20 protein-coding genes are annotated in these 25,922 nt (G+C 55.2%); 12 read left to right on the forward strand and 8 right to left on the reverse strand.

Annotation, left to right across the window (positions count from 1 at the left end; all coding sequences use genetic code 11):
* Window positions 1–4: 4 nt before the first annotated feature.
* On the reverse strand, window positions 5–1,045 hold the full coding sequence (selD, locus tag HAH_RS18845; RefSeq protein WP_014031297.1) for a selenide, water dikinase SelD: 1,041 nt from the start codon (window positions 1,043–1,045) through the stop codon (window positions 5–7).
* Between the two features lie 2 nt (window positions 1,046–1,047).
* Window positions 1,048–1,296 (reverse strand): sulfurtransferase TusA family protein, encoded by a 249-nt coding sequence (locus tag HAH_RS18850; protein WP_014031298.1) that lies wholly within the window; start codon window positions 1,294–1,296, stop codon window positions 1,048–1,050.
* Between the two features lie 94 nt (window positions 1,297–1,390).
* Between HAH_RS18850 and yqeC the strand changes: the two genes are divergently transcribed.
* From yqeC to HAH_RS18865, 3 genes are read left to right on the forward strand one after another with little or no spacing between them, the layout of a single operon-like run.
* Complete coding sequence (yqeC, locus tag HAH_RS18855) at window positions 1,391–2,170, forward strand: selenium cofactor biosynthesis protein YqeC (RefSeq protein ID WP_014031299.1); 780 nt, start codon at window positions 1,391–1,393, stop codon at window positions 2,168–2,170.
* 46 nt (window positions 2,171–2,216) lie between these two features.
* Complete coding sequence (locus HAH_RS18860; protein WP_014031300.1) at window positions 2,217–2,834, forward strand: nucleotidyltransferase family protein; 618 nt, start codon at window positions 2,217–2,219, stop codon at window positions 2,832–2,834.
* 32 nt (window positions 2,835–2,866) lie between these two features.
* Complete coding sequence (locus HAH_RS18865) at window positions 2,867–3,247, forward strand: Rid family detoxifying hydrolase (protein ID WP_014031301.1); 381 nt, start codon at window positions 2,867–2,869, stop codon at window positions 3,245–3,247.
* Between the two features lie 19 nt (window positions 3,248–3,266).
* Here the strand turns inward: HAH_RS18865 and HAH_RS18870 are convergent, their stop codons facing one another.
* The 6 genes from HAH_RS18870 to rdfA all read right to left on the reverse strand — a co-directional run bounded on the left by HAH_RS18870 (window position 3,267) and on the right by rdfA (window position 9,734).
* Window positions 3,267–4,601: a 5'-deoxyadenosine deaminase gene (locus HAH_RS18870; protein ID WP_014031302.1), complete on the reverse strand. Its 1,335-nt coding sequence runs from the start codon at window positions 4,599–4,601 to the stop codon at window positions 3,267–3,269.
* A gap of 119 nt (window positions 4,602–4,720) precedes the next feature.
* Window positions 4,721–4,918 carry a 30S ribosomal protein S17 gene (locus HAH_RS20535; protein ID WP_014031303.1) on the reverse strand — a complete coding sequence of 66 codons (198 nt, stop codon included), beginning with the start codon at window positions 4,916–4,918 and terminating at the stop codon, window positions 4,721–4,723.
* A gap of 146 nt (window positions 4,919–5,064) precedes the next feature.
* On the reverse strand, window positions 5,065–5,913 hold the full coding sequence (gene nadE / locus HAH_RS18880) for an NAD(+) synthase (protein ID WP_014031304.1): 849 nt from the start codon (window positions 5,911–5,913) through the stop codon (window positions 5,065–5,067).
* Between the two features lie 408 nt (window positions 5,914–6,321).
* Window positions 6,322–7,146 carry a hypothetical protein gene (locus HAH_RS18885; protein WP_014031305.1) on the reverse strand — a complete coding sequence of 275 codons (825 nt, stop codon included), beginning with the start codon at window positions 7,144–7,146 and terminating at the stop codon, window positions 6,322–6,324.
* 153 nt (window positions 7,147–7,299) lie between these two features.
* Window positions 7,300–9,090 (reverse strand): archaea-specific SMC-related protein, encoded by a 1,791-nt coding sequence (locus tag HAH_RS18890; RefSeq protein WP_014031306.1) that lies wholly within the window; start codon window positions 9,088–9,090, stop codon window positions 7,300–7,302.
* Window positions 9,087–9,734, reverse strand: a complete 648-nt coding sequence (gene rdfA / locus HAH_RS18895) for a rod-determining factor RdfA (RefSeq protein ID WP_023843019.1) — start codon at window positions 9,732–9,734, stop codon at window positions 9,087–9,089. Before rdfA ends, HAH_RS18890 begins: the two co-directional genes overlap by 4 nt.
* Before the next feature lie 541 nt (window positions 9,735–10,275).
* On the opposite strand from rdfA, the gene HAH_RS18900 reads away from it, so the two are divergent.
* From HAH_RS18900 to HAH_RS18945, 9 genes are all read left to right on the forward strand, one after another.
* On the forward strand, window positions 10,276–13,440 hold the full coding sequence (locus tag HAH_RS18900; RefSeq protein ID WP_014031308.1) for a GAF domain-containing protein: 3,165 nt from the start codon (window positions 10,276–10,278) through the stop codon (window positions 13,438–13,440).
* Between the two features lie 70 nt (window positions 13,441–13,510).
* Window positions 13,511–13,774 carry a HalOD1 output domain-containing protein gene (locus HAH_RS18905; RefSeq protein ID WP_014031309.1) on the forward strand — a complete coding sequence of 88 codons (264 nt, stop codon included), beginning with the start codon at window positions 13,511–13,513 and terminating at the stop codon, window positions 13,772–13,774.
* Between the two features lie 535 nt (window positions 13,775–14,309).
* On the forward strand, window positions 14,310–14,852 hold the full coding sequence (locus tag HAH_RS18910; protein WP_044952849.1) for a DUF7344 domain-containing protein: 543 nt from the start codon (window positions 14,310–14,312) through the stop codon (window positions 14,850–14,852).
* Window positions 14,853–16,641: 1,789 nt separating this feature from the next.
* On the forward strand, window positions 16,642–17,370 hold the full coding sequence (gene aglF / locus HAH_RS18915) for a UTP--glucose-1-phosphate uridylyltransferase AglF (RefSeq protein ID WP_014031312.1): 729 nt from the start codon (window positions 16,642–16,644) through the stop codon (window positions 17,368–17,370).
* A gap of 645 nt (window positions 17,371–18,015) precedes the next feature.
* The gene (locus HAH_RS18925) at window positions 18,016–18,822 is read left to right on the forward strand and encodes a glycosyltransferase family 2 protein (RefSeq protein ID WP_014031314.1); all 807 of its coding nucleotides are present in this window, start codon (window positions 18,016–18,018) and stop codon (window positions 18,820–18,822) included.
* 796 nt (window positions 18,823–19,618) lie between these two features.
* Entirely contained in the window at window positions 19,619–20,755 is a 1,137-nt protein-coding gene (locus tag HAH_RS18930; protein WP_014031316.1) for a Gfo/Idh/MocA family protein, read from the forward strand.
* 238 nt (window positions 20,756–20,993) lie between these two features.
* Complete coding sequence (locus HAH_RS18935) at window positions 20,994–22,499, forward strand: lipopolysaccharide biosynthesis protein (protein WP_014031317.1); 1,506 nt, start codon at window positions 20,994–20,996, stop codon at window positions 22,497–22,499.
* Window positions 22,500–22,557: 58 nt separating this feature from the next.
* Window positions 22,558–23,058: a hypothetical protein gene (locus HAH_RS18940; RefSeq protein WP_014031318.1), complete on the forward strand. Its 501-nt coding sequence runs from the start codon at window positions 22,558–22,560 to the stop codon at window positions 23,056–23,058.
* 1,211 nt (window positions 23,059–24,269) lie between these two features.
* Window positions 24,270–25,916 (forward strand): carbohydrate-binding domain-containing protein, encoded by a 1,647-nt coding sequence (locus HAH_RS18945; RefSeq protein ID WP_233425879.1) that lies wholly within the window; start codon window positions 24,270–24,272, stop codon window positions 25,914–25,916.
* Window positions 25,917–25,922 lie beyond the last annotated feature (6 nt).

A 25,922-nucleotide genomic window follows, 5' to 3' on the forward strand; every position in this document is an offset into this window, starting at 1 on the left:
GACGTTAGGAACGGACTTCTTCGAGGGTCAGGTCATCCAGCGTAACGCCGCTGCCGCCCGTGACACGCCCGACAGCTCGGTAGAACACGCTGGCGTCGTCGAACGCTGCTTCGACGGCGTCGGTCGCGGCCGGCGGGACAGAGACGAACAGTCCGCCGCTGGTCTCCGCGCTCTCCCCGTCAGTTAGCCCGTATCCGAAAAGCGTGGAAAGGGCGGGCGTTCCTGCGATGACCGGGAGGTGTGTCAGTTCGATACCGACGTTCGAGCGGTCGGCCATCACGCGGCTCTGGCCGGCGAGGCCGAATCCGGTGATATCGGTCGCCGCGGTCGCGTATTCACGGCACGCCAGCGTTGCGTCCCGGTTCGGGGTCGTCATCCACGCGATGGCCTCCGAAGCAATACTGTCGAGCGGGCGGTCAGCGGCGTCGGTGACTGTCTCAACGAACTGCGCGTCGGTCACGCGGGTCGCCCCCATAGCCGGCTGTGTCCCGAGCGGTTTGGTCAGGTAGAGCCGGTCGCCCGGGCTGGCCCCCTGCGAAGTGAGCAGGGCGTCTGGCCGTGCTGTCGCCGAGATGGCGCCACCGGCGAAAGGCCACGGACTCATGATTGTGTGGCCGCCGGCGATGACGCCGTCCATCGCGTCCAGTGCGTCGGCCATGCCGGCGAGGATTGAGGCCGCGCTGTCGGTTAGTTCTCGTGGGAGGCCGAGGACGACCAGGCAGTCGACGTTCTCGACGGCCCCCGTGGCGAACGCGTCGCTAGCGGCGTTACAGGCCGCGACACGGCCGAAGTCGTACGGATCGTCGACGATAGGCGTGAAGAAATCCACCGTCGAGACCAGCGCGAGCTCGTCGGTAAGTTTCCGGGCGGCGGCGTCCTCGCCGACACCGAACAGCAGCGCGTCGCTGTCACCCGTGAGGCCGGCATCGGCGAGCAGCGAATCGAGATCGCTCTGGCCGACTTTGCAGGAACAGCCGTGGAGTTCCGTGTACTCCGTCAGGCGAGTCGTCTCCTCGTCTCCATCAGCCGCCGTATCGGTGCCCACACTCAGGCCTCCGATAGCGACGCCATCTCGGTCACCTGAAGTTCGAGTTCGAACTCGTCGGACTCGCCGGCGGTCTCTGCGGTCGTCACGTCGATGCCGTGAGTCGTACACATCCGCCGCAGGTTCTTTTCGGCCGGTGGGTAATCACCTCGAACGACGAGCGTCTCCCCAGGGTCGAGGTCTGAAAGCGCCTGCCGGACAATGAGCGCCGGCCGGGGACAGATTTCACCACGAACGTCTACGCGGGGCATACGGGTACGTGTGCCACTAGATCACAAAAACGCTGTCGGCGACACACGTTGTTGCCCCGGCAAGCTATTTTTGTGTGTCCCGCGGAGCGACTGTATGCATCTGGCTGCTGCGCTGGGTCTGGGTTCCAGCGCTGCTGTCGCCTTTGTCGGGGCCGGTGGGAAGAAAACCGCGATGGGACAGTTGACCGCCGAAGGAACCGACGAGGGGTACGATGTGGGTTACACGACAACGACAGCGATGCCACCGCCGCCTGACCTGCCGCTGACGCTCACTGGCCCGGACGAGTGGTGCGACGACCTCGACGAACACGAACCGCCAGTTGCCTTCGCTCGCGAGAGGGTAGCCGATCCGGCGCGAGTCGACTGGAAGGTTCGCGGATTCGACGCGAGTGTGGTGGAACAGCTATCCGAGGCTGGACTGTTCGACTGGCTGCTCGTCAAGGCTGACGGCGCACGCAAGCGCGAGTTCAAAGCGCCCGGTGCTAGGGAACCGGTCGTACCGAGGACAGCGAGCCACGTCGTTCCGGTCGCCTCAGTCGCCGCCGTCGGTGAAGTGCTGACGACGGACGTGGTCCACCGGCCGGAGCGGGTAGCGGACATCACAGGCCTCGATGTGGGCGACACCATTACGGTGGAGGCTGTCGGGACAGTGCTCACACATCCTGAGGGTGGGCTCCGAAACGCGCCAACCGAGGCGTCTGTGATACCGCTGGTCAACAAAGCGGATACCGAATCACAGCGGCGTACCGCCAGAGACGTTCTCAGCCACGCACTGTCGCAGACAGGCCGGTGTTCTCGGGGCGTGATTACGTCGTTCGCGTCGGATATCTGTGAGGTCGTCGCTGCGACGGATGTGCAGGAGGACCAGCGGTGACGAACGTCGGTGAACTACTCAGTATCGTTGTGAAACGAGGGCCACGATGAGCGGGCAGCACCGGACCGAAGTCGGTGGCGTCGTCCTCGCCGCTGGGCGGAGTTCACGGTACGAGCCGGGTAACAAACTACTGGCAACCATCGGCGGAAGGGCAGTCGTCCGACAGGTAGCCGAAACCGCATGTGAGTCACCGCTGTCGGACGTTGTCGCCGTCCTCGGATACGAGGGCGTGGCTGTCGCTGAGGCGCTAGAGGCGCTCTCAGTTTCGCTTCGTCATAACGACGATTACGCGGCCGGCCAGAGCGCGTCGGTTCGACATGGAGTCGACTATGCACAGGAATCCGGCTGGGACGCCGCCCTGTTCCTACTGGGCGATATGCCCTTCGTCCGGGCCGAAACTATCGAGGTGCTTATCGAAGCGTACCGTACAGGGACGGCAACCGTCGTCGTTCCCGAACACGAGGGGACGCGGGGCAACCCCGTGCTATTCGACGGCTACCACTTCGATGCGCTCGCCTCAGTCTCCGGCGACCGCGGCGGTCGGGATATCATCGAGACCACCGAGCGGACAGCGTTCATCGAGGTTGAGGACCCCGGCATCCACTGGGATATCGATACCGATGCTGACCTCGCCGAGTTCGCGGACCGCCGCGACAGCCTGTAAATTTAAGACACTGATGGTGGAAGACTCGACTGATGAAACGGACCATCAGCACGGCCGATGCACCCGATGCGGTCGGCGCGTACAGCCAGGCGACGACAAACGGCTCGCTCGTGTTCACCGCGGGCCAGATTCCGATGACGCCAGACGGCGACCTGCTGGACGACGAACCGATAGCGACGCAGGCGGAACAGGCGCTATCGAACGTCGAAGCGGTGATAGCTTCGGAGGGACTGGAGATGAGCGACGTGTTGAAAGTGACCGTCTATCTGGACGACATCGACGATTTCGAGTCGATGAACGACACGTACGCCGGCTTTTTCGACGACGAGCCGCCGGCCCGGAGCGCGGTCGAGGTCGCAAGCCTGCCAAAGGACGTGGGAGTCGAAATCGAAGCAATCGCGACGAGCGAGTAAGGGCACCGCCAAGGGCCACTCAGGGCTTCTGTTCCTGTGCGGACTTGCGTTCGTCTTCGAGGTCCATCTCAAGCCCCATAGTCGAGGCCTCTTCACGCACGGCGTCGGCGTCGATGGTGGTTACCTCGCCGTGTTCCATAAGCACGTTCCCGTCGACCATCGTGAAGCGGACGTCGTCGCCGTGGGCCGCAAACACTAGATGGGAGAGCACGTCGTGCAGCGGCGTCGCCCGCGTAAGGTCCGTATCCAGACCGACGATGTCGGCGCGCCACCCCTCCCGAATCGCGCCGAGTTCGTCGAAGCCGGCGGCTTTCGCGCCGTTGCGCGTCGCCATCTCGAAGATCTCGGCCGCGGGCGTCACTGTCGGGTCTAGCTGATCGACCTTCTGGAGGAGACTCGCCTGTCGCATCTCGGTGAACGCGTCGAGCGTGTTGTTACAGGGCGGTCCGTCGTTGCCGATGGCGACGTTGATACCGCGGTCACGGTAGTCCCAGATCGGCGCGATGCCGCTGGCGAGTTTCATGTTCGAGGACGGGCAGTGGGTGACGTGCGTCCCCGTTTCTGCGAGGACTTCGCGCTCGCTCTCGTCGGTCCAGACGCAGTGCGCAAGGACGACGTCCTCACCGGTGAGACCCACCTCGTCGAGCCAGTGGATGTTGCGCATCCCGGTATCCTCTTTGACCGTCTCGATTTCGCTCTGGTTCTCACTGGCGTGGGTGTGGATGCGGACGCCGTCGTATTTGTCCACGAGTTCGCGCACTCCCCGGAGACAGGCCTCGCTACAGGAGACGGCGAATCGCGGGGTGACAGCGTACCGAATCCGGTCGTTGTAGGCACCGTGATACTGCTGAATGAGCCGCTCGGACTCCTCCAGTGCGGCCTGCGTATCCTCCAGCAGCCCATCCGGCGAGCGCTGGTCCATCAGCACCTTGCCGAGCACGCCACGGATACCGATCTCGCCCGCCGCTTCGAAGGCGCGGTCCGCGTGGGCGACCGAGAGGTGGTCGATACAGGTCGTAGTCCCGCTTTCGATCATCTCCAGATAGCCCAGTTTCGCCGCGACTTCCATCTCCTCGGCGGTCAAGGAGGCCTCCATCGGCAGAATGTAGTCGAATAGCCAGTCGAGCAGTTCCGTGTCGTCGGCGATGCCACGGCCAAGGCTCTGTACGGAGTGGATGTGGCCGCCGACGAGTCCCGGCAACAGCACGTCGTAGGACTGGTGTTCGTGGTCGGCGTACTGCGATTCGAGTTCGGCACGTGAACCCACAGCCTCGATACGGTCCCCGGAGACGACGACCGCCCCGTCCTGCAGGACGGTCTCAGAATCCGCAACGACAGTCCCAGTGAGTAGCATACGTCCTGCAAGAGGGTCTCTACATAAAGAAGGTCCTCATATCGGGACGACCGCCGAGTGCAGACAACCCGGCCACAGACGTGTGGCACTCCGTGTGTCGCGTGTGCTTCGCAGTGGCCTCATCTTTCCGAGCCGTTCCGTGTCCGTTTTTGACGGGTGATGTATCTAGTGAGTCTGGTTTGGGTACGAAACGAATCCACGCTGGCAAGTCGCTGAACGAGACGAGTGTTTGTCTCGTACTGCTCAGTAAACAGTTCGGGGTACTCCGACAGTAGCCTGTCGCCGATGTCGATTATCTCCTGGGGGTCGGCCTGCATGGGTGTGAGAATCGCGGAGTGTGGCTGTTAACTGCTTTGCTCACAGAAATACCACGTTTGGCTCGTACTGTTGGCTGTCCCTCTTGCGAGAGATTTGTGACTCCCCGGGGGTGGCGAAATACGCCACAGACGAACAGCCGACAGTGTCAGTTATCCATCGATGGCTTTGGTGGCGTGTGTCGCTTGTGGCGCGTACTGGCACACCACTGAACCGTACGCTCAACGACAGATTCGCTGACACCGACCTTGTCAGCCACCGCCGACACGGAACAGCCTCTATCAATCGCGAAGTGGAGGACGCTGTCGAGGTCTCGCTGGTCGATACCCAGTTCCGCCGCATCAGTTGCCCCAGTGTGCTCCATTGGATGGGGTGACTGGTCGAGGAGGTCCGATGGAACCGCAAGTGCAGCAGCCAGGGCCTCGATCTCAGTTCTATAGAGGTCGCCAAACAGCGACAGGTCCACGCCGTTCTCGCCGTGTTTCGCAACGGAGCCCAGCAGTCGGTCAGTCCGGGAGACAGTCCCTACAACGAGTTCGTTCCTGGTGTTTGCGACGTAGTACTTACACGCCATCCGGAAGCGTTCGCCAGCGTTTTGCATCGCCACGAGGTCGTCGGTCGGCCCCCCGGTCTCACCGACAACTCGCTGGAACGCCGTCAGCACTGGCTGCAGATTGAGCCGGTGACAGTCGATGTCAAGCAGCGACGCGACGGTTTCAGCCGTCCGAGCAGGCCCCTCGTCGCTTAGCTGTACCGGCATCACCAGTCCAGTCACGTAGTCGGCCCCGATGCCGTCGACAGCCAGCGCCGCCGCAACTGTCGATTCGATGCTGCCGTCGAGCGGAACGACCAGTCCGTTAGCCTCCGCCTCCGTGATCTTGTTCTCCAGGAACACCGGAAGGATTCCCTGTATCCGTCTGGTCGCTGCCTTCGACGTCGCCAATCCGTGGTCCTCACGCGGGAGTGTGAGCGTGTGAGGGTGCGTCGCTTTACTCACGGACTTTCTCCTCCCCCGCTACCCAAGGCACGCTCGGAGATACGACTACCGAACGCGTGCATCCAACCAGCCTAATCATACTACAACGTAGGCCACTGGTGTCGTATAACTGTTGTCGACAAACGTCATGAGTGTCTTCGGTAGCCTCGATACACCTTATACATTACCTATGGTTATACAAAACTGTATACGGGTATCTGACCAATATCACAATATTCTTGTGACTATAATCGGATGTGCGCTTCACTATATCCAGTATATCGTTTTATCTTTAACCCTTTGCTGAGTGGGAAACGGGCGCTTTCAGAGCAATTGTACTCCCCGCTCATCCCGGCCCCGCCAAACCGTGTTCTGAAAGGCAGACCGCGTACACCAGCAATAAGCCAAGACGGTTGGCATCGTGATTCATCAGGTCGTGGGTTTGGTCGTTCCCACGGCCTGCTCGGCGACGACAAGTTCCCGGTTGACGATCCGGTCGACGATTGTACTGCTGTCTAGCTGGTCCGAGACGACATCGCCGTCTGCAGCGTAGCGTCTGACTGTGTACGCATCCATCGCGTTCCGGTTCTCGGTGACAGCTTCGACGACTTCGATTCGCTCATCAGTCACGGTGTTGCGATACGTGACGCCGGGGACAAAACTGACAGTCGGGACATCAGTCGGCCAGTCCCAGGAGAACTGCTTGTGATACTGATCGAACTGCCACACGAGACGGTCGGCAGGGGCCTCTGTGTCGAGAGTATCGTTAGCCGCCGCCTGCAATGTCCGGTCCCAGTAGTCTATCACACAGGCTTTGAGATCTGCCTGAAGCTGTCCCTCAATCATCTTCTGTTCGATTGGATACTGCAGTTCGATAGCGACGATGGCCCAGCTGTCGAGATGCGTAAGACACCGCTGGCACTCCATCTCAAATACGGAGCAACCAAGCGGCCGCTCGACCGTGAAGTGGACGAGTTCGTTCCCGCAGTTCGGACACCACAGGAACAACACGTCGTCGTGGCTACCAGTCAGTTCTGCCAGCACAGTCATATCGTCGAACGGCTTATCGATGTCGGCGTCCTGTGACTGCACGGACTCGCCAGTCACGGTATCGGAGGCGTCGTCCGCGTACTTCGCGATTTTACGGTCTTTTAGCAGTGTTTTGACGACCGAATCGTACGATGAGTGTGACTCCGCAGCCCGTATTTCCCTTAATTTATTTTTCGTCCAATTTTTGACCCGTATATTTGCCATCTGGTTTGAAAAAGCCGCCTTTGTTAATAGTACTTCTGTATTATTGTCCTAAAAGTGAAATTACACCTAGATGGATATGCCATTCTCAGACACCAGAGGCCTGCAGCTAAGGGTATCGGCGTCAGTGACGAAAACACTCCAGTTCGGTCGCTATCAGTCGGCCGAGGCCTCTTTCTCGTTCGCAACAGTCCACTGGGTCGGGTCGATCTCGCGTCCGTCGAACGCCGTGTATTCCGGGTACGCAGTAAACACCAGATACTCCGTTCCCTGCTGCAGGTACTCGGTGAGGGTGTGGAGGTTGTCGTCGTCGAGCCCGCCCAGGCCGTCGACGAGCAGAAGTGGCACAGCGTCGCCGACATCGAACGACTGCCGACCGGCCAGCGCTGCCACAAAGCCGATGAGTTCGAGTTCCCCCTCGCTGAGGGCATCTAAGCTCGCTTCCTGGCCGTCGCGGGCGACCACAATATCGAAGTCAGCGGTGAGTCGAGCCGTTTCGAACCCTGTCCCGAATCGGGAGAGGATATCCTTCATCGCGGTGTCGAACGCTTCCCGTGTCTCACGCTTGATTCGGTCTTTCCGGTTTCGAAGTTCCGCGAGGTCGTCACGGACGGTTTCGAGGTCGGTTTCGAGCGTGTCGACACGGGCCGCCCTCGTTTCGAGTTGCGCCAGTTCGTCGGCGGTGTCTTCGAGTTCGGCCTCGCGGTACTTGATCTCACTTTCGACGTCCGAAAGCTCCGCCACGGCCGCATCAACGTGGTCCGAAAGCTGCTCCACGTCCGACTGAGCCTGTTCGAGCCTGTTTCTGGCTGCGTCGAGGCTCTGTTTCCGGTCGGCCAGCGTCGCCTCTAGCTCAGCGATGTCTTCCTCTAGATCGGCCTTTCGACGGCGGGCCTGGCTGATCTCCTCGCGCTGTGTTTCCAGTTCCTCGACAGTATCTCGGTAGGTCTCTTTCTGGGCCCGGAGCGCCGTGAGTTCGTTTCCGAGCGCGTCCAGTTGGTCAGCCAAGTCCGCCCGTGTCGTCTCACTGCCGCACGTCCAACAGGCGACGGTGTCACCGTCGATATCGCGCTCCACCTCGGTAAGCAGGTCAAGCCGGTCCTCGCTGAGTACCATCTCAGTGGCCGAGTACACGGACTGGAGTACCTCGGCGTCTCGCTCCACTTGCGAGAGGCTCTCGCGCGCCTCCGAGAGTTTGTCCGCGACGTCATTGTACTCCGGTATTTCGAGAGCGTCGAGAGCGTCCTGGCGCTCCGAGAGACGCTGTTCCGTCCGCTCGATACTTTGTTCGAGTCGTTCGACGCGGTTTTTCGCCTGGTTCTGTTCAGTCCGAGCTTGGCTGAGTTGGCGGCGGACCGACTCCGGACTGTCGTCGCTTCCTGCCTCACTGTCGATCGTCTCGCGTTTGGCCCGCAGGTCTTCGATCTCGTTTTCCAGCCGTGTCACTTTCTCTTGCACGCTGGGGAGCCGCTTTTTGGCCTCGCGTGCCTGCGTGAGTTCCGTTTCGATCTGTTCGCGTTCCCGTTGTAACGTCTCGATCTGCGAGTCGATGTTCTGGAAGTCCAGCGGCCGTAACAGCACGTCCTCGAGGTTTTCTCCTGTCCGGACAGCGCGACGGACTTCGTTACGCTCGTCCAGACACGCGAACAGTTCAGCGCGGATCACGTCGTACTCGTCGCTGAGGTACGGCTCGCCGTGCCGGACTACGGTACCGTTCTCTCGGGTAAGCGTCACGTCGTAGACACCGGTTGGCGTTTCGAGGTGCACCGCACCGCTGTCTGCGCCTTCGGTCAGTTCAGTGGAGGTGCCAAGGGCCGTCTTGACAGATTCGATGAAGCTCGATTTCCCTTGCCAGTTCGAGCCACGGACGACGTTCACTCCCGGCTCTACTGTCGCCGATCCGTCAAGTATACCCGCGATTCGTTCGATTTCGATGTTCCAGGTCATGAATCGTGTGTTGACAAGTTCGCGCTCCGGTGTTGCTTGCAGACGTACCCACGTTCGAGTGCAACATCGAACGGAACACGGGTCGGACAGTCCGGGCATCCGAGTTGTATCTGGGCCTCTATCTCCGCGGTGTCACCGCCCTCGATATCACCCTTTTTCGCGAGCGAGGACAGTGCCGTTTCGGCCTTCCGTTCGACGACCGTTTTGGCCGTTGCCACGCTCTCCTGCTCCCAGTTAGTTGTCGCCTTCCTGGGCTCTTTTTCACCGTCTAAACAGTCGTTGAGGTGCGTTCGCATCGTTCCCCACGACACCATATCGTCGTGAAGCGACGCTCCCGGGATACCCGTAGCTTGCAGTCGCTCGATGAGTTCGTCCCGTCGCAAGTCGTCGTCACCACGCAACGTGTCGTAATCGCTGTCTACACGCGTGTCAAGGGTTTCACGCCCGTGTTCGGTATAGACTTGTTTAAGCAGCCGTTTGTTGAACCACGCTGTCAGCGACCGATACCCCATTTCGGTTCGGTCATCAGCGCCCGTCCAGCGTGCGAGCAGGCCATCATCAAGGGTGTCGTAGACTGGGTCTGTTGATGCCAACCCGTACTTGTCGATAACCGCGTCTACTTTGCAACCGGAGTTAACAGCCATTGTTCAGCTTTTTCTGCCTGCTCAGTAATAGTTTTTGACAGTCGGTGTACGCACAGTGTAGGTATATCCTGCAGAAAACACACCCTCAGTGTGTATTTTAGAGATGGAATACAGGGTTGAACAGAGTGTGTATTTATGAATCGAGGATACTATCAAATTTTCTGAATTTGGGGTGTTTATACTGAAATCTGATAATTAAAGAACGTTATTATACTATAATTACACGCAGAACTAAAGTCGACTTTCCATCCATTCCTTCGATTATGGGTGTTTCAGGATGTTTCACATCTGTATAATAGTATAAGCAAAAAGTGTATTTTAGAACATACAAAGTCCCGAGGTATATAATCTCCCAATAAAATTTGGAGAGGCACTAGTGTAGATCGCAGTATCCATATACATTCTAAAATATGAGCTTCCTACGCATTTGGAGGGCAGACCGGATTCCTCGCGAGAAATGGTTACTGTTACCAGACGTAGAACCGTGCAGCGTTGCAACCAAGTCAAACGTTTATACGGACTGTTGCGTAAGTAGTGTAGTATGCGGAAGTTGGCCGGTGAGACTGGACCGGCACCAACGGATAGTGGAACGGCAGCCTCGAAAATCAAGGTGTTGTTAGTCGATGACTACGGAGAGTTCCGGCGGACAACGGCGGAACTGCTGGAACACGAGAACGACCGTATCGAGGTTATCGAAGCCGCAAGCGTCGAGGATGCGCTCAGCTACTTCGGTTCCGAGTCGATCGACTGTATCGTCAGTGACTACGAGATGCCCGAAGCAGACGGGATTGAATTCGTAGAAACGGTGCGACAGTCTAACGGCGACCTCCCATTTATCCTGTTGACAGGCCAAGGAAGCGAAAAACTCGCCAGCGAAGCGGTTTCAGCCGGCGTCACCGATTACTTCGTCAAGGGCGGCGGGCCAGAGCAGTACGCGGTGCTCACAAACAGGATAGAGAACGCGGTGGAATCATACCGATTCCGCCGAGAAACAGCGCGACTATCGCGGATTAATTCACTATTCAGGGAAATAAATCGCCAAGTGCTGAGGGCGTCAACAGCCGAAGAGATCCAAGAGGCTGTCTGTGAAATTCTGACCAGTTCGGATGCCTACCAGTTCGCCTGGATCGGCGAAAAAAACGAGGCAGGTGATATCGTCCCCACCGCGGGCGGTGGCGACGCACTCGAATACGTCGAAGCGATGGTCTCCCGCTATGGCCGCTCAGTTTTCGATGACGGGCCGTTCGGCCACGCGATCGAAACCGGCGAACATCAAGTAGCGTCAGATATCCGGACTGAATCATCTGTCCAGCCCTGGCACGAGCTCGCATCGGAGTACGGGTTCCGGTCGATGATCGTTCTCCCGATCCAGTACACTGGATCAGTACAGAGTGTGATTTCGATATACGCGGACACGCCTTTCGCGTTTGACGAAGCGGAGCAGGCAGTGCTGACAGAGCTTGCGGAGATTGTCGCCGATGGCCTCCATTCAACCGCAACGCGTGCCGAACTCGAAATGCGGGAAGAAGTCCTGCGAACAATTACCGAAGTGTTCACATCGCGGGACGGGGCGCTCCGGGAACAGATAGCGGATCTCATGCAAGTCGGTCGTAGCGTGCTTGGAACCGAGTACGCGACGCTCTCTCGCGTCAACGGGATGGAATACGATTTCGAAGTGCTCCAGACACCCGACGAAACGATTTTTTCAGGCGGAACGATTCCGTTGTCGGAAACCCCCTGTGCGAAAGCTATCGGGAACGAGGAGACAATCGTGATGACAGACGTCGATGCCGAATGCGGCGACGCTGACCGAGATCAGATATGGGGCGACGAAGTCAATCGGTATCTCGGAACGCCACTCACTGTGGGTGGGAGCATATACGGGACGCTCTGTTTCTATGGGTCCGGAACGGGCGGATCAGAGTTCTCAGACTGGGACGTGACACTCGTAGACCTTCTGAGCAAGTGGATCGGAAACGAACTACAGACGCAGCGGGCTGAGATGGGTTTTACACAGTTGTACGAAACGGCGACAGATCTCTTGGGTGTGACTTCAGAGGAGGAAGCCGCTCAAATTGTCGTCTCGAGGACCCGTGATATCATCGGTCTCCCTGAGGTCGTGCTGTACGCGTTCGACAGCGATACGAACACCTTTCGCCCGCTTTCGACCACGGAGACCGAGGAGCAACAAGCTATCCCAGCAGACGGTGATAGCTTCGTGAGTTCGGCCTTTTTCACCGAGGAAACTATCGTTTGCGACGGAAACTCGACCTCGAAAGCGGGCGAGGACACGATGACTGACGGAAAGGCCGTGTTTGTCCCGCTGGGCGACCATGGAGTGCTTCGAGCGGGCGACACGATCGGCGGCGAGTTCGATACCCAGACCCGTCGAATTACCGAACTCCTGGGGGCGACGATTCGAACGGCGTTCGATAGGCTGACATACGAGACAGAACTCGAAGACAGGCAGCGCGATCTGGAGCAACAGACGGTTCAGCTCGAGCAGATGAATCGGTTGACAGAGCTGAGTCAGAAAATTCACGAGCGAGTGCTCAGGGCAGACAGTCGCTCAGAAATAGAGCAAGCGGTGTGTGACCAGTTGGTCGCGTCCGACATCTGTTCGTTTGCGTGGATCGGGGAATACGAATCCGATACCGACCGAGTCACGCCACGGACGTGGGCAGGGACCGACCGTGGCTTTCTGGAGGAATCGCGCACGCCCTCCAATGAGACACCGCCTCCACCAGCAGTCCAGACAGCCCGGACTAACGAACAGACGCTGAACAACAATATCGCGGACGGACTCAGGGGAAAAGGGTGGCAACGGCGGCTACTGGAACGTGGGTTCCAGTCAGTCGTCAGCATTCCGCTCAGCTATCAGCAACTCTCCTACGGCATCCTGACTGTGTACGCGAAAACGCCGGACGTTTTCGATCTGCCGACACAGTCAGTACTCGAGGAGGTGAGTGAAACGGTCGGATACGCCATTAACAGCATTGAGACGAAGCAGGGGCTCGTCGCAGATCGGGCTGTCGAACTCCAGCTAGAAGCAACGGAATCCGACGATATCATTCATCGGATTGCGGGCGTCGCCGATACAGAAATCACATTCGAGGGTATCGTCCCACAGGGAGATACCAGCTGTATCGTGTTTTTCAGCACTGACGCTCCACCAGATGACCTACAAGCGTGTTTGGACATTCTTCCCCGAATTGAGCGATTAGAGTGTTTAACTGACACAGAAGACACGAGCTTGTTCGAAGCAACAGTATCGGGTACACAGCTCGCACTGACAGTCGCCGAACAAGGAGGAGCCCCGCAATTAATCCAATCTGATGGGGAGACTCTGGAGATTCAGCTTGAGGTCCCACAGACGGTTGACATTCGCCAGCTCATAGCTGAATTACGGCGTTCATGTCCGGACATCGAACTCGTGGGCCGCCACAAGCGGGAACGTGGTGTCCAAACCCGTGAGTCGTTCCATTCAGAATTGACAGCACAGCTAACCCCCCGCCAATTCGAGGTCCTGCTTGCAGCCTTTTATAGCGGATTCTATCAATCACCCCGTGACAAGACCGGTCAGGAGATCGCCGATACACTCGATATATCACAGCCGACGTTCAGCCACCACCTCCGGGTAGCTGTTCGGAAGCTTCTAGAACAGTTGTTTAGCGAAGGGGGAACGACCCAGCATCTAGATAGATAGCGCCTGTTGTCTGAGTTTGCTAGTCTGATAGAGTATATGCTGATACGGGAGTGTGTTCATACAAAGAACAATGAGTCTGGAGTGGAACGAGACAGAAACTGTCTTTTGGACAAACCAGTACGAATCACCGAGTGAAGCGATTGTGACCGCTATAGCAGCTAAAGAATCCGTAACGGAAACCAGTCTCCCACCGTTGTACAACCGAATCGACCCGGACGCCCTTGATACCCTTGTCGCAGGGCAGACCAACGACGACATTCAGATTAGTTTCACATACAGTGGGTACACCGTTCGGATTCGAGACAGCGAGACCATCGAGATCACGCCGACGTAATCGGCTAGAACTTTCCTCCTGGTTCTTGACTGAGCGGATAACGAGGAACCTCCGGTAAGAGAGTATGCCATGGAGAAGATGCAGGAGAGTTCACGATGTATTATTAATAGGATGCTATGTAGTTTCTGTCTATCCTCACTGGAATTCGATAGCGTAGTACTAATATATGTATTTATACCAATATGAAAAGGTTCGGAGGTTCGCAGTAATGAAACAGAGACTTGTACCGAGCCGAACAATAACACACCGTACTGCGTTTTCACATGCAGATTTATTTTATTTATTGGAGGTCGTTGTGATTGAGTCATGTAGTACGCCAAATGATTCCGGATGTCACAAACTGAAGGATTATATACAGACTGTGGTCAGTCGGTGAAGAACGGGAGTACGACGTGCGATACAAGTAGCTATTTCTTACTCAGGAATTAGAAGGTAACGGGGGTGTAACAAAACGGTACCCCGGGTTTCGTGTATATATGTGGCTCTCGCGGCCTGAACACAAACCAATGCAGCAATCGAGGTCATGAGTGAACCGATGGTAGAGGAAGAACCAGAGCTCTCACGCGACCAAATGTTCGACATCCTCAGCAGTTCGAGGCGTCGATATACGCTTTACTATCTACGCCAACAAAAGGAGCCAGTCCAGCTAACCGACTTAGCTGAGGAGTTGGCTGCGTGGGAGAACGACACAACCGTCGAAGAACTCTCCTCGCAGGCGCGAAAGCGGGTGTACGTCTCGCTGTATCAGACCCATGCTCCGAAGCTTCAAGAGGCAGGGCTAATAACGTACGACGCCGATACGGGCGAGATAGCTCTTCGAGAGGATGCTCCGGAGGTTGAACCGTTCATTAGCAATAGTGATGATGATTCTAAATGGTATCAGTACTATGGGGCCGTAGCCCTGTTGAACGCCATTTTACTCCTCGCAGCAATTGTCGGTGTGTCGCCGCTCAGTGCAATCAGTCCATTAGTTATCGGACTAGTCGTCATTAGTTCATTTCTCGTGCTGTCCATTGCTCACGCAGTCTCCAGGCGGCGAGGGGAAAATGACAAGACCTTCGATATCGGCGAGCCGTGAGCTGAACTATGCGCTGACTGAAAATACCCCCCAAAGGTATGTTATTCTTCGTCGTCGGCCGCACCGTCCGGCAGTAACTGATCGGGCGACCGTTTGTACATCGGAGTGCTCGCGAATTCCGAAATCCGTTCCATTTCGCTGTCGGAGATATGTTCCGGCATACACCGCTACGTGTAACTGTTACAGTTTAGTAATTGAGTTCATATTTGAGGTAGTCGGCTACTTCTATAGTAACAATTGAAACGATTTACACACTGATCACACTGCCGTCGTGCGAGCAGGTGTGCATTGATTTCCAATCGCTACTATAGACGCTTGCCAGTTGTAGATATCCGGGGTATACTAGTGTTGATCTTTAGGAATTTTGTTGTAAAACCCCTCCGGGTATTGCGACTATCAGAAGTACTCACCCAGATATCGGCTATAGGAGTGTTTATCGGGGATTCTGAATGCAATCATAACATCCGTTACTCGGTCACAAGTTCTGATATGCAGTTTCGCTGTGTCTGCTGGGCATCAATGACTTCTGATGACCTAAGTTTAAGTTATGGACGTCTGGAGTGTATCCATGATTAGTTAGGAGAATCGGCGAAGCCTTAGCAAAGGATTAGAATCCACGTCATAGCTAAAAAATCAAGACCGGAGTGAGCCGGAAAGGACGGTGTGACCGAAGCCGTTCCGGCTCACTATCAAAGTGGAGAGAGCGATCCGAGTCGACAGCGACTATACAGGGCACGAGCGTCCCTGAGGGGGGTGGTAAGGATTGGGCCGGTGTTGTGGGTGTCGGGTAACTGCCCTCTCCACCAGTATCTTATGTGCAGGGGTGTATTGTTATAGTCGTGTTATTCCGCCATAGCGGAGCTTACCACTCCAAAGGTATGTGGAGCAGCTGTAGCTGAGCCTTTTACTCAAGTGTTGAATGCGGGTTGAAGTACGTGGTGGCGCCATTTGAGAGGCATTTTCGGTTTAGAGCTTCAAGCGTAACGATCACACCTATAAGAGAGTAAGGAGTAACATAGATAAATTGAGTTTCATATACAGGAGAGATACTGATACGGGGACACTCAAAAATCTCCGAATGAACTTGATCCGATAGTAAATTCGAAGGCTGTACCCAGTTCATCTGTTCCTCCGCGCTATGCCACAAAACAGTGATATGTCCCAGTGTAGTTCATCGAATGTCGGGGTAATTTTATCCTACCATTGGAGATTAGTCTGTTTTCACCGTATTATTGGGGGGAGACGGTAGGATGAATTGGTAAGTAAATGGACTATAAATGATGCGTAGATGCTGGATATAAGGACGCAATCTTTAATATAGTAATTACACCTTTCCGAGATATGCTCGATGTAAGTGCAGTAGAGAGACAATTTAAAGATTGTCTTAATCTAAGAGTAGGGCTATGGGGCCAGGGTCAGAGTGCGCGGTTTACACACAAGCGATTGAATTTGTCAAGACCGGGAAATTTGAATGGAGTGGCGGCTGAATGATGTCCTCAGAGGAGTGGGAAGACGTACCGACAGATCCAGACTGGGAATCGGACCTTGGCTACGAGATGGAAGAACTAACCGTTGTCAAATCTTCGACTGATTCACAGTTGATATTTTTGCCAGAGCATGAGTCACAACTCGGTGAAGAAGAGTTCATCGTTATCCACTCGGATTCGCTTCGAGATCTACGCCGATAGCTGAACAACGTTACCAGCGGAAAGAATGGTGGTTTACCCACCGATGACAGGGCCGATTAGTAGCAGCATTACAATGTGGTATCTGGGAAAGCGTGTGAGTGATGAAAGCAGTAGTTCTCGCGGCCGGGAAGGGCACACGACTTCAGCCGCTGACTGATGACCTCCCGAAAGCGTTAGTTGAGGTAGACGAAAAACCGCTTCTGACCCACTGTCTTGACGAGCTCGTTTCACTTGATGCAGACGAGTTTGTTATCGTCGTCGGATACCGAAAAGAGCAGATTATCGACTATTACGGAAACTCGTATAACGGCGTCCCGATAACGTACGTCCATCAGGAGGAACCTGCTGGGCTAGCACACGCCTTGTTACAGGCCGAACCGGAAATCAAGGACGATTTTATGTTGATGCTGGGAGACAATGTGTTTCGAGGAAACCTCGACACAGTCGTACAACGACAACGAGAACAGCGTGTCGACTGCGCATTTCTGGTAGAGGAGGTTCCGGAAGACGAAGCGTCTAGATATGGCGTTTGCGTGACGAATAAATATGGTGAAATAACCGATGTAGTCGAGAAGCCGGACGACCCTCCGTCAAACCTAGTCATGACCGGCTTTTACACGTTTTCGCCAGCAATATTCCAAGCATGTAGTCAGGTTCAGCCCTCTGACCGTGGCGAATACGAACTTAGCGATGCCATTGATTTACTGATGGACAGCGGAAGAACGATCGACGCTGTTCGTCTCAACGGGTGGCGTGTCGACGTTGGGTATCCTGAAGACAAGGAGACTGCAGAACAGCGCCTTTCAGAAGAAGCGGCTACACTAACCTGACATCGAAGGTTCACTCAAAAGATCTGTCGACTAGGATCACGACGATGTGGTACTGAGAGTTCCTGTCAGTTAGCTATATAATTTATCGTGAGTTGATGGCGGATCCCAACGCCAGTTACTTCATTCGCTTCGAAATACTGTCCATTTCATTGCCAGTTTTCTATGGCAGAGATTGTGCGCCGGCAGTTACCACACGGTGGCTGCCGCTGTAAGTAGATCCAAACCACCTACCAATAGTACGCGCTAGTAGTAGCATAACAAAACAGGAAGAGCATGTATTGATTGGCTATGTGCGCTGGATGGGTTCGACAGTTCGTGGGAGTCTTCATCATCTGGCTCTCGGCGACGTTGGGGGGGATGATATTTATCGGCCGTTGGAACCCGTTGTTGTATTACCTGCTCAGCTACGCAGGCTTTCTGTTTGCGGTCGAACTCAGTAACCCAGACGGTGTCCGCCCAAAAAATCACAAACGACTACGCTGGGTTTCCCTGGGTGGGTTTGTGGTGTTCATCTATGGAGTTGTATCGTGGGTACAGGCAGTCATTGCAACCATGCCAGGGTAGGACAGGTGAATGCGTTGCCTACTAATGACAGGATGCCTATACTAATGTCTTGAAGGGGAGTTCTACTTCGTAGAAGAATTAATGGTATCGGTCAGCGTTGTTATCGCGACATTGAAGCCGCGGGATGAGATTGAAGCAATACAGTGCCTCAAAGAGCACGCGTTCGACGACTTTGAGGTTATCGTGTGTGATGAGAGCCCTGTGACTAGAGCCCGAAATGAGGGGATCAAACAAGCCTCAACCGACAAGATCGTATTTCTGGATGATGATTCCCGACCTCGCCCAGAATATCTTCAAAAAGCGGATGAACTCCTCGAAACAGAGGCGGCATACGCCGGTCGAACCATCCACCCAGTCGATGATGTGTTTGCTCGCCATTTCACCACCCATTACGACTGGGGGGACGATCCTTGCTATGTCAACCACTTCTGGGGCTGTAACATGGGCGTTCACAGGGACGTGTTCAAGGCGGTCGGTGGGTGGGACGAACAGATGGGGTGGGGTCACGAGGAAAAGGAACTCGCCAGGCGAGTTAGAGCCGAGTTTGATATTCGGTACGATCCCGAACTCATCGTTGACCATCCGTACGCGTCGTCTATTACTGAATACTGGAAGAAACAGTATAAGCTCGAAACAAAGAGTCCGTACTACTGGTCAAAATGTAACGTCTCGCGAGCAGATCAACTCAAGAATATTTTCTGTGAGGCACTTGACCCGCTGAATTATGTCAGAATAACGCCGGTAGCTACCGTTATAGAAGCGGGCAGTACTGTTGCAAAGACAGCTGGACGTATTCGAGGATTCCTCAACCACACCCACTACGAAGAGGACAGAGGCGAAGTACCTAATATTGACCGACCCTCGGAATCCGCGGGACCGTCAGACTAACTGTCTCTGGGTCTCTTCGGTGTTCTGAATTTAGGCAAACTAGCAGCTGCTGGCCCAACTCTTTCCTCAGAGAGAGTCGTGATATATGCCGTACTAGTTACTCGCCGAACCCCTGTTCACCATACCCATCTTCGCCGTACCCACGATACAATATCTCCCGCTTCAAAAGCACTGCAACTCCGAACGAGAGTCCAGTCGCAACAAGGGATAGAATGGTCCGTCGGGTCGCCTGCTCCGACTCCACGGTCCTAGTCTCTTCATCTGAAGACATCAGTACGGTGAGATAGTCCCCCTCGCGACCGTAGCTACGCTTTGTCGGCGACGAATGTGGTCCATCGTTATCAAGAATCCAACGACGGAGACCGTTTTAGTAAACAGGCCATACCGGCAGCCATGCTGCAGCGTATCCTATCATTGATCACATATGATTTGGACAGGGACCCGGCTACTATACAAATAGGGGCATCCCGGGATTAAACGCCAACTGGTTTAGCTGGCTTCATATATTCGATCAAGAAGCGACCGTGGTCAGTTCACGAGTGAACAAATGCTTAGCTGGTGGTCTGATTGTCCTGGTTGGAATCCGCCAAGATCGCAGTAGTTAAGAGTCATATAAGACACTGTGCGTGTTCTAAAACTACACGAGATGGCTGCGTACACCCTCTCTGATAGAAGGAGCCCAGAGTTTCAGATATATTGTCACGGTAGCATTGGTAGACCAGCCAGTCAGTGTGGACTGTCTGAGTGAATCGGTACGAGGTTACTACTATTGAGGCTACTATCCCACCTTCCATCGATGACTTACACTGTCGCAGTCATTGGGACTGGTGCAGATCCGGACGACCCGGATACCGACGGGTTCGCAATGGCATATAGGCACGCAGGCGCGTACAGGCGGTTAGACTCGTGTGAACTTACCGCCTGTGCCGACGTCGTCCCTGAGAATGCGAGAAATTTCGGAGAACAATGGAACCTCCCGGACGGAAACGTCTACACGGACACTGAGAAGATGCTCACTGCTGTCGAGCCCGACATTGTCAGTGTCTGCGTTCCGCCCCATATCCACGCACCTGTCGTGATGACGTGTGCTGAGAGTGGGGTAATGGACGCGATCCACTGTGAAAAGCCGATGGCAACGAGATGGGAGGACTGTCAGAAAATGGCATCGGCCTGTAAGCGGGCCGGAATCCAGCTTACGTTCAACCACCAACGACGGTTCGGAAAGCCGTTCCGGAAAGCCAAGTCGCTACTTGAAAACGGAAAAATAGGCTCGTTAGAGCGAATCGAACTCGGTGGAAAAAATCTATTTGATTACGGGTCGCACCTGTTTGACCTCTGTGGGTACTTCACTGACCAAGCGATGTCGAAATGGGTGATGGCTGGGATCGAATACAGCGAGGAAAACGTACAGTTTGGGGCCCACAACGAGAATCAGGCCATCGCGCAATGGCGGTATACGAACGGTGTCAACGGGCTCGCATCGACAGGGGACGGTGGCATTGTCGACTGTCATATGCGGCTGCTGGGCTCAGACGGAATGATAGAAATAGGTGGTGAGGTTCCGCTACGGGTCCGGACCGGGAAAAACTGGACAACGGTCGACACTGGGGGAGAGGACGTACACGGTCCCAACGAAACAATATTCGACGCTGCAAAACAGAAGATCAGCGCTCGTATACCGGGAGCCACTGTAGAAAACGCGAGACCTGAAACCTATATTGACCGTGCCATAGCGGACACCGTCGACGCACTGGACACGGGTCGTGAACCTGAACTTTCAGCTGACAACGCTCTGCAGGCAACGGAACTTATATTCGGGTGCTGGGAGTCCGCTCGGCGGTGCGGGCGAGTCGATTTCCCACTAGAAATCGACGACAACCCGCTGGAATCGATGGTCGAAAACGGGCAAGTACTCACTGCTGACAATCGATAAATTCCAGTACACCCCGAACAGTTGCACACTGAGACGGAGTGGCAAGATACGCCCTGATAATGCGGCTGCGTCACAGTTACCCCGCCCATAACAAACAGATGGTATCCGAAGTATGTAGCAACGGAGAGTCTATGCAGGCACAGCAATATCGAGTACTGAGTCGGAAGAACACACTGGTGTCCGTCAATCGGCCTAGTATTGTGGCTCGTCACACACGCAACAGGGAGTTCGAACGACGATGCTAGATAAACTGAAACGGTTGATAAAGCGGCTGCTCCCGGCCAGTGATGACGTGATGGAGCAAACCGTAAAGAGTGGCGTGTGGGTCGGTGTGATGAACGTCACAGAACGGGGACTAGAACTGTTGTTGCTGGTCATCGTTGCCTCACTGTTGTCCCCGCGTGCAGTCGGGTTGATGGGGATAGCGCTGTTGACGCTCTCTTCACTCAAGAAGTTCTCCGAGTTGGGAATCAAGTCCGCTCTGATACAGGCCGAGGAGGACAACGTCGACGACGAGCTCAACACTGCTTGGACAATCGAGACAGCCAGAGGGACTGTAATTGCCGTTATTCTGTTCCTCGGGGCCCCGTTTATTGCGTCGTTGTTCAACGAACCTGCAGCGACCGATCTGTTTCGGGTCATCGCCCTCTCACCGTTTATTGTTGGGTTACGAAACCCTGCTGTCGTCTATTTCCAGAAGAGTCTAGATTTCCACAAAGAGTTCGTGTATAGGGTCAGCGGCGCGGTGGCATACTTCGTCGTCACCGTAGGCATAGCTCTGTATGACCCAACTGTCTATGCACTGGCAATCGGATACATCGCCGGCGACGCCGCCCGGTTCCTCGTCTCGTATCTGGCGGACGGGTACCGTCCGTGGCCTTCGTTCGATATCGATGTGGCGAAGAAGCGCTACAGTTTCGGAAAGTGGGTTACGGCCAATTCAATCCTGTATTTCCTGTACAGTAGAGGAGACGACGCGTTTGTCGGCTGGGCGCTCATGGCAAGTGCACTGGGATTTTACCAGCTCGCCTACCGGCTCTCGAACGCGCCGGCGACCGAAATCACACAGACAATCTCCAGTGTGACGTTCTCGGCGTATTCGAAAGTGCAGAACGACGTCGAGAAGCTGCGGTCCGGATACTTCCAGACGCTCAGAATGACCACATTGGCTTCGTTCCCAGCGGCAATGGGTATCGCGGCAGTCGCACCCGCGTTTGTCGAGGCGTTTTTTACCCCCGAGTGGCAGCCGATGATACCAGTGATGCAGTTGTTGGCTATCTACGGACTGTTGCGTTCGATGGGTGCGACGATGGGACCGGTCTGGAAAGCAGTCGGGCGACCGGACTATATTGCTAAACTCTCTGCTGTACGTGTGGCCCTCATTGCTGTATTCATCTATCCGGTCACGATGATGTATGGAATCGAAGGCACTGCAGCTCTCATTACGGGTATTTACATTTTCCCGATGATGCCGATTGACACCTATCTTATCGCCCGGACCATCAATGTGTCTCCAGTTCGAGTTTTCAGGGAGGTATCGTATCCCCTGGTGGCGAGTCTTGGGATGGCAGCCGCAGTGACCTACGTCTATCAGACGGTGACTCTCACTGGGCCGGTGTTGGAGTTTATCCTGTTGGTCCTCGTTGGTATTGGAGTCTATGTGGCCCTGGCCCTGGCGCTCATGTTTAGTTTCAATTGGGAAGTCAAGCAGAACCTCGAATCAATATTCGATGCGTTGGCGTGATCAAAATGAGACAGACAATCCAAATCAATCGATCCGGCGAAAAGAGGAGCACAGCGCGATGAAGCGACGAACAGTGCTTGCTGGCGTCGTCCCGTTCTTACAGGTCGGGCGGTGGTTAGATCAGCTGCTGCTCGTGAATCAAGGTGAGATAGTTCAAAAGCGGTTCGTCGGCATCGCCGAGGGGGAGACGACTGAGATCACCGTCACTGACGATGACGGGACAACTGTTTCATCCGAACACGAGGGACAGCTTGGGCAGTCACCAGCAGAGATATCACCTGAGGTTGCAACCTCCCTGCGGGAAAGGTACGACTCGATACGGTTCCACGTCACAGTAAACCACCACAACGACAGTCCCAAAGTGTTCGGTCGGACCGGAACGATAGAATACCGGACATCCAGAACGCTCTACAGCGGGATTGGAGTGGGCGACCACATTTCGTTTCAGACATCTCTCCTGAACGCTAACAGCATCATTTCGCTGTCGTGCCTAGCAAACGAGAAGGAGTCCCTACAACGCCGGTGTCGAGTCGGAGTCGAGGACCCGACCGCGGAATGAGATAGACCGCTCCAAAGTAGAGCCTCATTCAGAAATATCGCGTAGAGCGTGGGACGCATTTTCCCAGAGAATATCGCCTTTGAATACACTGCTGCGTTAGATCCAGCAACAAGGTTTGTTTTCGAGTGAATTCATCGCAATCGAAAATCCCGGATACCCAAGTATTGCACGAAGTGGTTCACAAAAGTCAATCCGCATCTTATGAGCAGCCCAATAGTACGGCTGCTGAACCGAATATACTCCCAGAGGCTGTAATGGTTCACAGCTAAAGACATGAGTGACAGTCATCTTGTACTCATTGCTGAGAATAGCATGTAAATCGGACAGGACTGATAGAGACCACAAAATCACTCGCAAACGGCTTGAACATCTTGCCACCACAAGAGAATTTGAGCGACGGGGTCGTGATCTCTGAAACGGGACTCGGTGACCTAGGCCGATTGACTTTCAGATCGAGCGGATCTGCTGGTCACGAAGTGGAGTGATATCAGATGGTAGTACCTCCGTAACATTACAAAGATACCGTAATTCGACTATACTAAACGAGTATTAGTTTCTCAACTGCCATTTTCGATTATAATATTTGCTCTAAATGTGGTATGCAAGAAAGTATCGCATGGTCAGCAAGTTATGCAAACAAGACCCAACCGGTAACAACGAATAAAATAGTAAATAGGGATTACCGGAGTGTGACCAACGAAGAACAGAATCGCTCGCACGACAATGGAGAGGTGTCGCGAGATAAAAGTAGTACGACGGGAACAACCGTCATAGACCGCCGCACGTGCATGAAATTAGCAGGTGTTGCCGCTGCGTCTTTGGCAGGATGTGCCGGTAAAGGTGATCCTACCGCAGGAGGATCGGCAGCAAAATTCGGATACGGTGGTGAGCCTGCAGTTACGACACAACTCAGCGCAGTCGATGTTTCGAAGGTGGCCGAAGACACCAGTATGGCAAGGTCGGTCAGCAGCCTCAGCATCGATTCTCCGCTCTCAACAACACTGTCTCCAAGTTCCTCTGATCTCTTTGCGTTCAGGCCCGACAGCGAAAATGTAGCGGTTAAATTCACGCCGGGTACAGACACAGGTGCTGCTGCGGTCGGACTGTTCAATCCGGACGGTGAATTACTCTCCCAAGCGTACGCGAGTTCAGATGTCCCGGTGTATCTGCCGGAATCACTCTCAGCCGGAAGTACACACTACCTGCAAGTCATGGACGTCAGTCGAAGCGGTGGCGATTACTCACTCACCATTTCGACGGATAGTACGACGCAGTCTCAGTCACCGTACGAAGGGACAGTCAGGGCAATTCCCGGACGTATTCAGGCCCAGAACTTCGACATCGGTGGCGAAGGCGAGGCGTACCACGACACGTCTAGCGGAAATATCTACGGTTCCGCTAACCGAGATACTGACGTTGATATCCGACCAACAGAGGACAAGTCAGGAAAGTACAATATCGGCTACTTTCAGGCCGGAGAGTGGCTCGAATACACAACCGATGTCTCGCCGGGGACGTACGATATTAGAGTCCGAGTGGCGTCAGCACTCTCTGATGGGCGACTCGAACTGTCTCTTGGAGATCGTACCCTCACGACGGTCGCTGTCCCTAATACGGGCGACTGGACCTCGTGGGAGACAGTCACAGTAGAAGACATCGAAATCGAGTCCGAGCAGCAATCGACGCTTCGCGTCGAAGCACTGGATTCCGGTGTAGAATTCAATTGGCTCGAATTCGATAGAGTCGATGCGCAGAAACCGTACAATGGGACTCTAGCGACGATTCCCGGGCGCATTGAGGCACAAAACTACGACACGGGTGGCGAAGGAGTATCGTACTCCGATACGACCGCTGGGAACGAATACGACACCAGTTACCGTGACACCGATGTCGACATCCGGCAGACCCAAGACGACTCTGGGGAGTACAACATCGGTTACTTCGAAGACGGCGAATGGCTCGAATACTCGGCTGATGTTTCGCCAGGCCAGTATGATCTAAAAGTCCGTGTCGCCACGACACAGGACGACAGACAGCTCCGGTTCCACTTGGGCGACCGAGAACTTGGAACGGTAGACGTGCCGAACACCGGCGGCTGGACGACCTGGGAGACGGCAGTAGCTGAGGACGTGACCATCGATGCCGATGGACAGCAAGTGCTCCGGGTCGAAGCTATCGGGTCCGGCATCGATTTCAACTGGGCCGAGTTCGAGGTCGCCGGGAATCAGCCGTTCGACGGCGCCCCGACGCTTCCCGGCAGGATACAGTCACAAGCATTCGACCTGGGCGGCGAGGGCGTGTCGTATCACGACACTACTGCCGGCAGTGAGTACGATCTCGGTTATCGGGACTCCGACGTTGATATCCGGGAAACGCAGGACAATTCCGGGAAGTACAACGTTGGGTATTTCGAGGACGGCGAATGGCTCGAATACACCGCGGAGGTGCCGGCCGGAACATACGACATCGACGTTCGCGTCGCGACGACACGAGACAACAGGCAACTGCAGTTTAGCCTCGACGGCGAGCAACTCGGGACAGTGGATGTACCGAACACCGGCGGCTGGACGACTTGGGAAACGGCAACGCTTCCTGACGTAACGGTCCAGGATGGTGGCGAGCACGTCATTCAGGTGAAAGCAGTTGGCTCCGGCATTGATTTCAACTGGTTCGAATTCCGCGAAGCGGCCGAGACGGAAACATCGACTGAAACTGAGACGGCGACACAGACATCGACCGAAACGGAGACGCCGACAGAAACCGAGACAGCGACCGAAACTGAGATCATGACGGAGTCAAGCACTGACAACTTCGGCAGCGACGGCTACGGAATGGGTGGGTACGGGGGTACCCAGTAATACAAC

The sequence above is a fragment of the Haloarcula hispanica ATCC 33960 genome (assembly GCF_000223905.1).
Lineage (GTDB): Archaea > Halobacteriota > Halobacteria > Halobacteriales > Haloarculaceae > Haloarcula > Haloarcula hispanica.